Genomic DNA, 13,856 nt, shown 5'->3' with positions numbered 1-13,856 from the left:
AAATGGATGAGTTTCAACGATGTCTGCCTGGCACATCACATCAAAAGATCTTCTGCTGCTATTTCAGGACAGACGAGCACTCGTGCTGTTGCTCATCTTACCCCTGATGTTCATTTCGATTGTCGGGATGTCGACCGGACAGTTGCTGACGCGCGACGAATCGACCGAACGTTTCAAAATTGCCGTCGTTGATCTGGACGCAACCGAGACCTCGCACGATCTGGTCGCCGACCTGTCCAGGAAGCCTGAGTTACTGATTACCACCGTCGCCTCTGAATCCGTCGGAAAAGAACTGATGGCGCGCGGGGACGCGTCGCTGGTTCTGGTGATCGGAGATCAATTTGAAGAGCGGGTGGAAGAACTGAGTCTGAGCGACATCTTCAACCCGAAAGAGGCATTGGCGGTTTCGGGACTGAGTGCCATTGATCTCAATGTTCACATGAAGCCCAACTCTGCCGGACTGGGACGGCTGCTGGAAGGTGTTCTCCGGGCGCAGGTCATTGGCTTTGTCGCTCCCATAACGGCACGAAAAAATCCGGTGACACGTGCCTGGGTGACACCCCGGGAAGAGACCGAAGACGAAGCGGGCATGGTTGGGCTCATCGAATCGGACTCGCCAAAGTCTTCGTCCAAAGTGAATGGAGTCTATCTCTGGGTGGTGCCCGGCTTCACCGTCATGTTTGCGTTCTTCGTGATCAGCATCATGGCACGGTCGTTTATCATCGAACGAGATCAGGGGACGTTGCGCCGGCTGATGATGGCACCCATCAACACCGTTTCCGTTCTGTTAGGTAAGACCGTTCCGTTCTTCCTGACTTCCGTACTCCAGTGCTCGTTGCTGTTTCTGTGCGGACGAATTCTGTTTGGCATGCCTTGGGGAAACCAGCCGTTCTACCTGATACCCGTTATCCTCAGCACGTCCGCCGCCGCGACGGCACTCGGACTTTTGCTGTCGACTCTTGTTCACACCGATCAGCAGGTTTCCTCATACGGAACGACGTTGATTCTGATGTTCAGCAGCATCAGCGGTTGTTTCTTTCCGCGTGAACTGTTTCCCAAAGCGATGCGCCAGATCAGTCTCATCACTCCTCACGCATGGTCGCTCAAGGCGTTCGATGCTGTGCTGACGCAGCCGGTGGTTGATCCGCAGGTGGTCCTGATGTGCTGCGGTATGCTGCTGGTCTTTGCGGCCGTGTTTTTCACGACCGGCTGGTGGCGATTCCGGCTGAGCGCACAGGGCTGATCGGCAGTGGCTGATCGGCAGTGCGGCTCAGGGGCGCCGCACGCTGGGCGATTCCCGGGAATTCGCACTCTCTTTGTCTCTCGCTTTCTGCGGTACAGATCGAGGCCCGACTTTGGGGGCGTCCCGGGTCGAGAGAGGCTCCTTCCAATCCACGTCGCGCTTTGACTTCGATTCTTCCCCCTGCTGTAATTCAGGCAGGAAATCCTCTTTTACTGCACATCGGCTGGATAACGCCCCGAAAACGGAGTGGTGGGATGCATCGAATTTGGCGAGTTGCTCCCCATGACCGGGGGTATGTGAAGAATCTCAGCGCGACTCTGAAGATTACTCCACTCGTCGCACAAGTCCTGGTAGCACGCGGGCATCATCTGCCGGAATCTGCAGAGGCGTATCTGGCAAAAAAACTGACGACGCTGCATGACCCTGAAACCCTGCCAGGTGTCAGCCAGGCCGCCGATCGGATTGTTGCGGCCATCCAGTCTGGTCGTCGGATTACGATTTACGGTGACTATGATGTCGACGGAGTGACGTCGACCAGTCTCTTGTGGCACTGTCTGCAGCTGAACGGTGCCAAGGTCGATTACTACATTCCCAGTCGACTGGAAGAAGGGTACGGGCTGAACTGTGAAGCAATTCGTCAGCTTTCGGCGGAAGATCCGTCCCGTCTGCTGGTGACGGTCGACTGCGGAATTTCCAGTACGGCGGAAGCCGATCTGGCCCGAGAGCTTGGTCTGGAACTGATTATCACCGACCATCACACGATCGGTGCGAAGTTGCCATGCGCCGACGTACTGGTGCACCCACGTCTTCCGGGTGATCATCCCCCCTACGCTTTCGGTGAGCTATGCGGGGTGGGCGTGGCCTTCAAGCTGGCATGGGCGATCTGTGCACGGCTGGGCGACGGGAAAAAAGCGACCCCACGAATGCGGGAATTCCTGTTGAGCGCTGTCGGGCTGGCAGCCATTGGAACGATTGCGGACGTCGTTCCCCTGGTCGATGAAAATCGAGTCATTGTTCACTTCGGTCTGGCGAGTCTCCTGGAACGGTCGAATCCGGGGTTGAAGGAACTCCTGCGGATCGCGCGCGTCTCGGACAAGGATTCTCTGCAGGCAGAAGATATTGCCTTCGCCGTCGGTCCTCGCATCAACGCTGCAGGTCGATTGGGGCAGGCACGACTCGCTGTGGAACTTTTGACGACGCCTGACAAAGAACGCGCTGTTGCTCTGGCGGCTTATCTGGATGGTTTGAACAAAGACCGTCAGGCAGTCGAGCGAAAAATCCTCAAACAGGCCAAGCAACTGGTTGAGGAAAATGCTGAGTGGGCGGAACATCGTGCGCTGGTGCTCGCTCACGCGGAATGGCACCCGGGTGTCATCGGCATCGTTGCCACGCGAGTTGCCGAACATTTCCAGCGACCAACGATCATGATTGCGCTGGATAAAGCCAATGGTGCTGCTCAGGGGTCAGGTCGCAGTTTCGCTGGTTTCAATTTGCACGCAGGGCTGACGGCCTGTCAGACGCTGCTGGAAACTTATGGAGGGCATCAGGCCGCTGCGGGTCTGAAGATTCGTCCGACAGAGATCGAAGCGTTTCGTGTCGCCTTCGTTGAATATGTCGCCGCGAACCATACGGTGATGCCGGGGTCGGCTGAGCTGGCCATCGATGCGGAAGTCTTACTCAGCGACATCACCCTGCGATCTGTCCTCGACATTGAAAAGCTGGGTCCATTCGGCGCGGCGAATCCCCGACCGATTTTTGTCGCTTCCAATGTGGAACTGGTGAGTCCCCCGAAAAAAATGGGGGAAGGAGAACGACACTTGTCGATCTTTGTGCGCCAGTTCGGGCAGCGGATGAGGGGAGTGGCGTTTGGAAAAGCAGACTGGGCCGATGAGATGGCGTCGCATGACGGCCCGATCGCGATTTGCTTCCAACCTGTTATCAACCGATTCCAGGGTCGAGAAAGCGTAGAGTTTCATCTCATCGACTGGCATCCTGAAGAGCCTCTTTCCGGCACGCCATCGTCTCAGTTGGCGAGCAGTGCTCTTCAGTGAGCTTCGCAGCGATTGGCCAGTAGACCTGACATTCGCGTGGATGGAGCAGTTGCGTAGACTGTGCCATTCGAGCTCAGCTCGACCATTCTTTGAAGCAGGAAAACCCAAGTCAGGAGTGTGTAAATGTTTCTTGCTTCTGAGAAATTATGACACACCTGTGAACGGTTAGTTGTCAGCAGGATGGGATGTTGACAGAATCCACACTGCAATGCCTCATGGAGTCGAGGCGCCTGTCCTTTCTGTCCCTGTTTAACTCGTTCTGGGTCTAAGCACCATGGAAGAGAAAAAGCCTTCCACTGCCGATATTCTGGCCAAGATCCGCGCTCAAAAGGCTGCGGCGGAAGCGAAACCCGGCGAGGCGCCTGCTGCAGTTCCCGAAGCAACACCCCCTGCCGAGCCAGCGGCAACAGTTGAAACTCCCGCAGCAAAAGAGGCTCCCTCCGTTGCCAAGCCTGCAGCGGCTGCGGGCCCCAAGCCAACTTCCACAAAAGATATTCTCGCGGCGATTCGTGCTGGCGGTGCAAAGCCCGGGGCGGCACCTGCCGCTGCGGCTCCTGACGCGCCGGTCGCAGCGACGCCTGCTGCTGCTGCACCGAAGGTTGCTGCTGCTGCACCGAAGGTTGCTGCTGCTGCGGGGCCCAAGTTAACCACGCAGGAGATGCTGCAAAAAATTCGGGAAGCGAAAGGGGCCGGGAGTGCTGCTCCTGCGGCCACCGCAGCGACGGTCAAGCCGACGACACCGGTTGCTGCTCCACCGATGCCGGCAAAGCCAACGCCAGCAGGAAAGTCAGGCAAGCCCACCGCAACGCAACGTGGAATGGCGGGGTTGTCGGTTGTTGCCACGCTCTGTGCTGTCTTTCTGGTGCTTGGTTTTCTGACGGGAAGTTCCCTCCTGATTGGTGCGGGCATTCTCGTCTGGGGATTGTTACTCAGTCCCTTCGCTGCCGCCTGGGCTGCAGTCACGGGAGTCGGAGGAATCCTCACGCTGGGGACGGCCCGATTCATGTTTCCCAACGTGCTTGTTGAACCTCCTTCGAAATTCAAGGTTGGTCCCCTGTCGGACTATCCGCTGAATACTGTTTCGAACAAGTGGAAAGATCAGTTCGGTATCTGGATCGTGCACACCGATCAGTACGAGGGCCGCAATCTGATTTTCGCCCTTGCGTCGGTCTGTACCCACTTGGGATGCACGCCGAACTGGCTCGACGGTGAGCAGAAATTCAAGTGCCCCTGTCACGGATCAGGCTTCTATATGACGGGGATCAACTTTGAAGGACCTGCTCCTCGTCCGCTGGAACGGATGGGGTTGCGAGTCGCTGAAGACGGGATGCTCGAAGTGAACAAGAGTGTCAAGTTTCAGGAGGAGATGGGCCAGTGGGCCGACTCGACCTCTTTCGTTGAAGTTGTCTGAGAATGTGAAACCGCAAGCTCTCGGGCCTGGTTTGAAAAGTCTGTGGTGGTTTCGATTTCAGGGATTCAGTCGGGGATCGTTTGATGTCAGTTGGTGACTATATTCGCGGTTCGCAGATCTGGAAGAGTATCTTTCGGCACCCTGCCCCGGTTGATCGCCGCAATCGAATCGTGGTGATGCTGACTAACTTCTTCCTGCATCTGCATCCGGTTTCAATCAAGCAGCAGGGAATCGCCCTCTCATATACCTGGTGTATGGGAGGGATTACGTTTTTCCTGTTCCTGGTGGAAGCGATCACCGGTGTTCTGCTGATGTTCTATTACCGTCCCACGCTGGAACACGCTTTCAACGATATCCTGGCCCTCAGAGACGTCACGACGCTGGGGATCATGCGAGAAGTCCACCGCTGGGCTGCACACTCGATGGTGATCACCGTCTGGTTGCATATGTACCGAGTTTTCCTGACCGGCAGTTATAAGCCGCCCCGGGAATTCAATTGGGTGATTGGCGTGCTGCTGCTGGTGCTGACCCTGCTGTTGTCATTCACTGGGTATCTGCTGCCCTGGGATCAACTTGCGATCTGGGCAATCACCGTCGGTTCGAATATGGCGCGTGCGACTCCTTTTCTGGGGTATGAAGGTCCTGGAGCGCAATTGCTCAACATTGGCGGGTATGACCTGATCACCAACGGCAGCGACGCCCGCTTCCTGTTACTGGGAAGTCGGTTCGTGGGGGAAGCAACGCTGAACCGGTTCTACATTCTGCATTGTGTGGCCATTCCTTTGGTGGTCTCACTGTTGATTGCGATTCACTTCTGGCGAGTTCGAAAAGACGGTGGGATCAGTCAACCTCTTTGATCAGTCACGAAGACGATCAAATTCTGGTGGCTGGTTTGTGTGGATGAGGCTCGAACGAGGCGCGTTTTTCCAGAGAACGTTGAATCACTCACTTCACTGGGTGGCAGACGACAATCACAATTATGCAAAACATAACCCACAACCCTAATCTCACCGCCTCCGTCATCTACGGCCTGGGATGGGTCTACCTGCTGCTGTTTTTCATGAATGCCTACTGGACTCGACGGAGCTTCGCCGTAGACGGCAACTGTCGAGTCACTCTGGGGGGGCTTCTGGGAAAGGGGCAGCAGATTCCGGTTGCCACGTTCTGGGCCGTCTATTCTGCTCTGTTACTGATGGTGGCTGTGACTCACCTCACCGGCGCCAATCAGCCGCAGCAGTTCAGTTTGCAAATGCCTGAGATTCTGAAAGAGCCGATCAATCGAGCGTCGAACCCCGTCGCCTTTTTCGTTGGTTCGACGTTGCTGTACGTGCTGATGATCGTACTGCGACGGTGGTGGACAAAAGATACACCCGCATGGATCCTGCTGAACCTGTCGATGCTGTTCCTGGCGATGAGCATTACAGACTACGACTTCCGCCAGATTGTCGGTAAGCCGGACAACGTGCCGATCGTGGCGATGCTTTACATCGTGGCGTTCTTCACCTGGATCTACTTTCGTAAGTCCGTTGAAAACGACGATCGTCGAGCGGCCGGTCGACCACTGATTGAACAGGAAAAAAACGAAAAAGTACTCACTTGGCCCGATCTGGTTTACACGGAACTCATCTGTATGGTTCTCGTGACTGCGGTCCTGATTGCCTGGGGGATTGTCCTGCAGGCCCCGCTGGAAGAACCCGCTTCGGCCGCCAAGACACCGAATCCCTCGAAAGCACCGTGGTACTTCCTCGGACTGCAGGAGATGCTGGTCTACTTTGATCCCTGGATGGCGGGAGTTGTTCTGCCAAGCTTGATTCTGGTCGGACTGATGGCGGTTCCGTATATCGACTTCAATAAGCTCGGGAACGGCTACTACACATTCAATGAGCGCAAATTCGCGGTCTCGACGTTCCTCTTCGGATTCCTTCCGCTGTGGGTCGCCATGATCGTGTTGGGGACGTTCCTGCGAGGACCTAACTGGAACTTCTTCAGTCCCTATGAGTACTGGGACACTCACAAGCTGGAATTGCTGAACAACATTAATCTTTCGGAACTGTTCTGGATCAAGTGGCTGAAGCAACCGTTGCCCGCGGTGCCAACCAATGCGACGTTCGGGGTTCAGGCCTGGCATATCCTGTTGCGGGAATGGCTGGGACTGGTGGCCGTAGCGGTCTACCTGCTGGTGCTGCCGAATCTGATGGCGGCCACCGTCTTCAGAAAGTTTTATATCAGGATGGGTTTCCTGCGTTATATGGTGCTTGCCAACCTGATGCTGATGATGATGTCATTGCCAATCAAGATGGTGTTGCGCTGGGCGGCTAACCTGAAGTACATCGTCGCCATTCCAGAGTGGTTTTTTAATATTTAGGTCTGCAGTTTCGGTGATCGGGAATAATCCCGGAAGGTAGGTTCAATTCGTCAACGCGTGTTGAACAAACCAGCTGCGGGATTGGTGTGTGACACGAGTTACGTGCTTGACGTTATCCGTTCAAGTCGACCTATAAGGATGGTTCGGTATCATGCCGGCAACCGAAGATTATCTCCGCAGTCCGAAAACGATGCACAAGGTGTTTTTCGCAAGCGCCGCGGCTCTCTTTGCCGTCACCTTGTGGATGATGTGGGCGGACTATAACGACGAATGGCGTACGTTCCAGCGCAAGGCGTTTTCTCTTCAGGCGGAACGGGAGAAAACCCGTTTGCAGAAGATCAAGAACGACCCTGCGTTTGAGGAGAATGTCAAGTCGTTGTCGGAACGTGTGTCTGCGGCAGAGGAGTCCATCAAGGGACACGAGCAGGATCTCAAGCCCCTCGAGAAACAGGCGAAGGATGCCAAGGAAAAACTCGACGTTCATATGCGCGACCTCAAGGTCCGCCGTGCCGAGCGAGACGTGGCCCGCGCCAATTACAACCTCGGTGTACGCGACAACGTCCCTGATTTAAAGAAGCTCGAAGAGAAGTTCGCCGACATCGAAGCCGATGTGCAGAAACGAGAAGCGGAATTCGTCCAGCTCTCGTACGAAGCGAACGAAGCCAAAGCGGCAGTGAACGCGTTGACGGCGCAGCGCGATGCAGCGGTTGCCGCCAAGAAGGCAGCGGAGTCAGAAATTACTCTGATCGATGCTTCTCTGAACAAGATCGAGCCTCAACTGTCTGACTGGAAAGGGGAGTCGACGAGCTTCGACGGCACTCTCAAGAACCTCAAGTTGAAATTGATGCAACTCCCGATCATTGACGGTTTCAATGGGCGTGAGCGGATCACCCAGGATTGGATGCCGAAGCTTGAGATCGATCTGGGGGGAATGTCCAAAGTGGCTCGTTTCGACCGGTGTCGTACGTGTCATGCCATGATCGATTCGGTCAATACCGGTACGGAACCGGCGTTTCCGCACGGGGATGGCAAGGACGGAACGTACGCTCATCCGTTCGCGTCACACCCCAGGCTGGATCTGTATCTGACGTCGTCAAGCCCTCACCCCCTACCCCGCTTTGGCTGCACGGTCTGCCATGAAGGTCAGGGGTCCGGAACGTCATTCTCCAATGCAGCGCACACGCCGAATGACCCGGCGGTGATGTCGAAATGGGAGCATGATCATAAGTGGTTTGACAATCACTACTGGGAACACCCCATGTATCCTGAACGGTTCCAGGAGTCGGGCTGTATCAAGTGTCATATCAACGTCACCGAACTGGGGGTCAACGATAAATTCGGAGCATCAGCGCCGAAGGTGTTCAAGGGCTACCAGTTGGTTAAGACCTATGGCTGCTTCGGCTGCCATGAAATATCGGGATTTGATGGAACCCGAATTGTGGGCCCTGATCTGAGGCTGGAACCGTCGACTCCCGAAGAAGCTGAACGAATCGCAAATGACCCTCTCCAGGTTGCTGGCAAGATGCGGAAAGTCGGACCGTCGTTACGGCACTCAGCATCGAAGTCTGACGAGGGTTTTGTGGCCTACTGGACGGAAGAACCTCGCCGTTTCCGCCCCACCACTCGGATGCCTCAGTTCTTCAAGCTGGATAACCAGCATGATGAAATGGCCAAGACCTTCACTCCTGTGGAAATTGCGTCGGTTGCACACTATCTGCAGTCAAAGTCAGCACCTTTCGAGACGCTTTCGCCTGCCGCGGACTACAAGCCAGATGCTGAAAGAGGCAAGAATTTCTTCGCGACCAAGGGATGCGCTGTTTGCCACGTCCATGAAGAAGTTCTTGGCGTGGGTGCCACATTCGGTCCCGAGCTTTCAAAAATCCATGGCAAGTTGAAGGAAGGCAAGACAGGTTTCGACTGGCTCTATACTTGGATTCGTGAGCCCGAACGCTATCACCCCCGCACGAAGATGCCCCATCTGTACCTGGATGCGGAATCAACGGCCGACGGCACAATTGATCCCGCAGCCGACATTGCTGCGTTTCTCTTAAAGCTGGAAGGCGAGCCCGCCAGCTTCAAACCGACGGCGATCTACGAGACACCTGCTGTTGACGACGCCGCTCTGGATTCATTGATCCGGTCGATGCTCTCCAAGATGTTGACAAGCACTCAGATCACGGAGCTGCTGGAGACTGGCAAGTTCCCCCTGCCGGTGGAAAAGATTAAGACCGACGAAATTGAACTGGTTGGAAATGAGGGTGAGTTTTCTGCAGACGAATGGAAGCAGCGGAAACTGGCGTACGTGGGACGTAAAACGATTACCAAGTACGGCTGCTACGGCTGTCATGACATCCCGAATTTCGAGAGCGGCCGTCCTGTCGGGACAGCTCTGCAGGATTGGGGCAAGAAGGATCGCTCGCGACTTGCCTTCGAGCATATTCATGAGTACCTGCATCATCACGGAAACCCGAGTCTCGGCGTCGAATTCGAAGCAATTACCCCGAAAACGGCACAGCGACTGAAACTCGAAAAAACAGAGGGTGTCCGTGTTTCGAACACGAAGGCAGGTCAGAGTCCTGCTGGTGACAAGCTGATTCTTGACGACATTATCGTCAACTTTGACGGTGTCGCGATTCACAATCCCCAGCAGCTGCAGGACCGCCTCAGCCGTACGGTGGTTGGTTCAGAAACAACGGTGACTGTGCTGCGAAACGGTGAAGAAAAAATTCTGCATATCATTCCCGATGGTTCGATGCTTGCTCGCGTCGAAGAGGGGATCGGGCGCGGAAAGCGAGGTGAATTCAAGGTCCCCGCAGAGGCAGATCGCGAACTCTCCGCCGCATTCTATTACGAAAGTCTAATTCACCATGGCCGCCCTGGTTTCCTGTGGCAGAAATTGAGGCAGCCACGCAGCTACGACTACAAATCTATTGAAACCAAGTCATCTTATGATGACCGCCTGCGGATGCCGAAATTCCCGCTGTCCGAAGAAGAAATTGATGCGATTGCCACATTTGTCGTTGGATTGATCGCGGAACCTCCCGCGCCGGAGTATCTGTTCAACCCTGGCGGGGCTGCTGGGGCGAAGATTCGTGGAGAGCAGTTGATCGAGCAGTACAACTGCTCGGGCTGTCATATGTTGGAGATGCCCAAGTTCCGCTATGGCGCCGATGTGGAAAACTTGACTCCTTCAGACACTTCGTCGGAGTACCCGGAAGCGGTCCAGTTGCTGATGCAGCTTCGACCGCCGCGCAACGGCTTGTCCGGCGGTTCCAAGACCGTCACGGTCGACGGCGAGAAGAAGTCCCTTCCGCTCGTCGATTTCCATGGGCTGGTTGCGAGTGCGCCAAATCCTGAGGATGATCCGGAAGACCAGGAGTATGTGGTTGAACTTTGGGAAACGTTGAAGATCGCGGGGAAAGACTTCCTGCCGACCTACAAGTTCATTTTCCCTGCGGCAAATCTGGACGCGATTGAGCCCGCTCGCGGTGGTCGATACGCCGAGTGGCTGGTCGATCGGTTGCTGGAAACGCGCCAGGCGAATGAACGTGCACTCGCCTGGCAGATGTCGCCTCCGCCGCTTTATAAGGAAGGAACAAAGGTTCAGACGCCGTGGTTGTTCAATTTCCTGAAGAATCCGGGCAAGATCCGACACACAACTGTTCTGCGGATGCCTCGGTTCAACATGAGCAATGACGAGGCTCAGTCGCTTGCGAACTACTTCGCAGCCGTTGATGGGACGCCGTACCCCTATCAGTTAATTGCTGAACGTGAACCGGCGTACCTGAGCCAGCGGAATGCCGAATTCCACAGCAGCTTCCCGGACAAGACGAATGATTATTTGTCCGAGTCTTGGAAAATGCTCAATGTTCCCCTGTGCATCAAGTGCCACTCTGTCGGTGGCAACCAGGTGAAAATTACCGATCCCGCCAAGGACATTCGTGGTCCCAATCTGGACTTCGCGGCAGATCGATTGCGTCCTGACTGGATGATGTTATGGTTGTACAAGCCCAACTGGATCACCCCCTACACATCCATGCCCGTCCCATACCCGCCGCAGCAGCCGGGGGATAAGCCTCGGTCGCCGGAATTGTTTGGCGGTGATGGGTTGAAGCAGACGATTTCGTTGCGGGATGCGTTGATCAACTACCACCACTTGCTGGAACGCGAAGGGAAGGCTGAGTCTCAACCTGCTCCCGAATCAACAACTGCAGGAGGTGGAGAATGAAGATGATGGACTGTTCACGGAAATCTGCAGCTGTATTGATCCGTCGCCCTGCGGGTGCCACGTTGTCGGTGATGATGATGGGTGGATTGATGCTGGCGAACGCAGGTTGCGGCCCGCTGGTATCGGGCGCAAACTTTAAGCCTGTGGTACTTTATAAGCCAGGTACCACTACCCCAGTGTCCGCAGAGGCCGATTCGCCAGAAGCGGAGGCCGGTCCGACCGAATCAGCGGGAGGAATTGGTACCCTACGTGGCAAGATCGTATTTGATGGCCCCTTCACCCCATTGCCTCCGCTCTACGCCAAAGGTGGCGATGTCAAGGACGCTGCCGTTTGTGCTGCTGTCGAAGCTCCCAACGAGTCGGTGCTGGTGAAAGACGGTGGCCTGGCAAACGTCTTCATCTACCTGCGTAAGGCTCCCAAAGGGGTACCCAAGGTCGACTTGGATGCCACCGTGGAGTTCGATCAGAAGAACTGTATTTTCAAGCCGCATGCCATGCTTGTGCGCGTGGGACAGACGGTGAAAGTGCTCAACAGCGACGCTGTGGCTCACAACACCCATACCAACGGTGTCAAAACGACTTCGTTCAACACCATCGTAAATCCCAATGACAGTGTCGGGGCTCGGCTCGTTTACAAACAGGCCGAGCAGGAACCGATTTCCGTCGTATGTGATATCCATGCGTGGATGCGAGCCTACCATCTGCCGATTGATCATCCGTATGCAGCAATCAGCGCAGAGGATGGGACTTTTGAGATCAAGGATTTGCCTGCTGGCAAGCATGAATTCAAAATCTGGCATGAGGCTGGAGGGATGCTGGATAAGGCCCATGTTGTGACCATCAAGCCGGGTGACGACAACGAGTTGACGTTCAAAGTGACGCCTTCCCAGCTCGTGAAATAAGCCCAGGATGCATGGGCCCTTGTGTATCGCTGTGTTCGACGTTTTAGCACTGACGGTGCAGATAATGCTTCGCGAGATTCTTCCAAATACAATGTCAAAACATGCAAACTCGGGCCTTCCCGCGTTGATGCTTTTCGTCCTGACACTCTTGAATGCCGGCTGCGACACGGGTCCGCAGGCCGAATTCAAGTTCCGTGAGACCACCACGGATCTGGTACCGGAAGCATTCAGGGCGGTGAAAAAGACACTCGGTGAAAACTTCGGCACCCCGAATAAGATCGTGGCGTGGGAACGCTTTCCGATCAATTACGGTGGAGTGAAAGGTGTCGTGACCGCGATCGGATCCGATTCCGTGGTGGTCAAGCTGGATGATGAAGCTGCAGAGGTCAAAAGCGACTCTCCACTCTTGTGGCTCAGCGGCACGCAGGCAGGGACGAAGACGGCAGAGGTGGCGATCAGTCGATACGACGCGCTGACCGGCCAGTTAACGTTGGCAAAAGGGGCGGCAACTCCGAGCATTGGCGACCAGTTTGTGATTGCCCACGGCGAGGCGATCCGACTTGGACGCGTTGTGTATATGAAGAATTGCATGCACTGCCACGGCGTCACGGGAGATGGTGAAGGACCGACCGGTAAGTTTCTGAACCCGCGACCACGTGACTACCGAAACGGTCAGTTCAAGTTCACCGGAACAAAGCCAGGCGAAAAGATTACGAAGGACGACCTCGATCGAATCGTTCGTTATGGAATTCCGGGCACCTACATGCCGTCCTTTCTGCTGCTGGGAGACAAGGAAACGCAAGCGGTGGTTGAATACGTCCGCTGGTTGGCCACTCGAGGCGAATTTGAGAAACGGCTGGTCGCGGACCTTTCCTCTGACTACTCCATCGCTTCTGTCCGGGATACGGTTGATAAAGAGGAAGCGGCGTACCAGGAAATGCGAAAGGATCCTGCAGAACGTGCCAACGCGGTGAAACCAGCGGGTCTAGCAAAAGCCAAGAAGGCAGCCGGGGCCGAATTCCTGAAGTTTGAAGAAGAAAAAGAGTACGAGGCGGTGATCGAAGAGACCGCCAATCTGTTGGCCGAAGCATGGTCGCGGGCGGAAGAACCCGACAGCCTGGTCTTGCCATCGATCCAGCGTGTGGAAGACACCGCGGAATCACGCGAACGGGGCCGATTGCTGTATATGTCCGATAAAACCAAGTGCTACACCTGCCACGGGCCGACCGGTCGGGGCGACGGGGCCGCCACGGAAGACTTCTGGCCCATGCCTGGCTCCAACGACAAATATCCTAACCGTGGTCTCCATGACGAATGGGGTAACCCGCTGAAGCCACGAAACCTGTTGCAGGGACAATACCGTGGCGGACGCCGACCGTTAGACATTTTCCGGCGAATGTATGCCGGGATTAAGGGAACACCGATGCCTGCCTTTGGTGGAACCGCGCTGAAAGATGAAGAACTGTGGGATCTGGTGAACTACGTCATGAGTCTCCCCTATCAGCAGCGACAGTCTTCTCTCGCAGCGCATAAAACGGATGACGTGGCGAAAAGCGAAGAGAAGCCGGGACACTAATCCTTCCAGACAGTTTGATGAGCACTGATTTGTAAGCGACTTCTGATCCACTGAGCGTGTCTCGGGAATGAGCCGCACAC

The 13,856-nt window shown here is 55.5% G+C and carries 8 protein-coding genes; all 8 read left to right on the top strand.

The window, feature by feature from the left end:
- The first annotated feature begins 19 nt into the window (after window positions 1–19).
- The 8 genes from ACGY09_RS08145 (at window position 20) to ACGY09_RS08110 (ending at window position 13,776) form a co-directional block, all read left to right on the top strand.
- Window positions 20–1,243, top strand: coding sequence for an ABC transporter permease (locus ACGY09_RS08145; protein ID WP_397571155.1), 1,224 nt, complete (start codon window positions 20–22; stop codon window positions 1,241–1,243).
- A 254-nt stretch (window positions 1,244–1,497) separates the two neighbouring features.
- The gene (gene recJ, locus ACGY09_RS08140; RefSeq protein ID WP_397571154.1) at window positions 1,498–3,294 is read left to right on the top strand and encodes a single-stranded-DNA-specific exonuclease RecJ; all 1,797 of its coding nucleotides are present in this window, start codon (window positions 1,498–1,500) and stop codon (window positions 3,292–3,294) included.
- Between the two features lie 274 nt (window positions 3,295–3,568).
- Window positions 3,569–4,705: a ubiquinol-cytochrome c reductase iron-sulfur subunit gene (locus tag ACGY09_RS08135; protein WP_397571153.1), complete on the top strand. Its 1,137-nt coding sequence runs from the start codon at window positions 3,569–3,571 to the stop codon at window positions 4,703–4,705.
- 83 nt (window positions 4,706–4,788) lie between these two features.
- Complete coding sequence (locus ACGY09_RS08130; protein WP_373650784.1) at window positions 4,789–5,562, top strand: cytochrome b N-terminal domain-containing protein; 774 nt, start codon at window positions 4,789–4,791, stop codon at window positions 5,560–5,562.
- 122 nt (window positions 5,563–5,684) lie between these two features.
- A complete protein-coding gene (locus ACGY09_RS08125; protein ID WP_397571152.1) occupies window positions 5,685–7,070 on the top strand; it encodes a hypothetical protein in 1,386 nt (461 codons plus the stop codon).
- A gap of 151 nt (window positions 7,071–7,221) precedes the next feature.
- Entirely contained in the window at window positions 7,222–11,298 is a 4,077-nt protein-coding gene (locus ACGY09_RS08120; RefSeq protein ID WP_397571151.1) for a c-type cytochrome, read from the top strand.
- On the top strand, window positions 11,295–12,200 hold the full coding sequence (locus ACGY09_RS08115) for a hypothetical protein (RefSeq protein WP_397571150.1): 906 nt from the start codon (window positions 11,295–11,297) through the stop codon (window positions 12,198–12,200). Before ACGY09_RS08120 ends, ACGY09_RS08115 begins: the two co-directional genes overlap by 4 nt.
- A 91-nt stretch (window positions 12,201–12,291) precedes the next feature.
- A complete protein-coding gene (locus tag ACGY09_RS08110) occupies window positions 12,292–13,776 on the top strand; it encodes a c-type cytochrome (RefSeq protein WP_397571149.1) in 1,485 nt (494 codons plus the stop codon).
- Window positions 13,777–13,856 lie beyond the last annotated feature (80 nt).

This window comes from Schlesneria sphaerica, assembly GCF_044336245.1.
In the GTDB taxonomy this organism is placed as follows: domain Bacteria; phylum Planctomycetota; class Planctomycetia; order Planctomycetales; family Planctomycetaceae; genus Schlesneria; species Schlesneria sphaerica.
This window is presented reverse-complemented; position numbering and strand designations above follow the sequence as displayed.

Excerpts from the sequence above, each read along its gene's own strand:
- ACGY09_RS08145 (WP_397571155.1), top strand. The coding sequence starts at position 20 with ATGTCTGCCTGGCACATCACATCAAAAGATCTTCTGCTGCTATTTCAG.
- recJ (WP_397571154.1), top strand. The coding sequence starts at position 1,498 with ATGCATCGAATTTGGCGAGTTGCTCCCCATGACCGGGGGTATGTGAAG.
- ACGY09_RS08135 (WP_397571153.1), top strand. The coding sequence starts at position 3,569 with ATGGAAGAGAAAAAGCCTTCCACTGCCGATATTCTGGCCAAGATCCGC.
- ACGY09_RS08130 (WP_373650784.1), top strand. The coding sequence starts at position 4,789 with ATGTCAGTTGGTGACTATATTCGCGGTTCGCAGATCTGGAAGAGTATC.
- ACGY09_RS08125 (WP_397571152.1), top strand. The coding sequence starts at position 5,685 with ATGCAAAACATAACCCACAACCCTAATCTCACCGCCTCCGTCATCTAC.
- ACGY09_RS08120 (WP_397571151.1), top strand. The coding sequence starts at position 7,222 with ATGCCGGCAACCGAAGATTATCTCCGCAGTCCGAAAACGATGCACAAG.
- ACGY09_RS08115 (WP_397571150.1), top strand. The coding sequence starts at position 11,295 with ATGAAGATGATGGACTGTTCACGGAAATCTGCAGCTGTATTGATCCGT.
- ACGY09_RS08110 (WP_397571149.1), top strand. The coding sequence starts at position 12,292 with ATGTCAAAACATGCAAACTCGGGCCTTCCCGCGTTGATGCTTTTCGTC.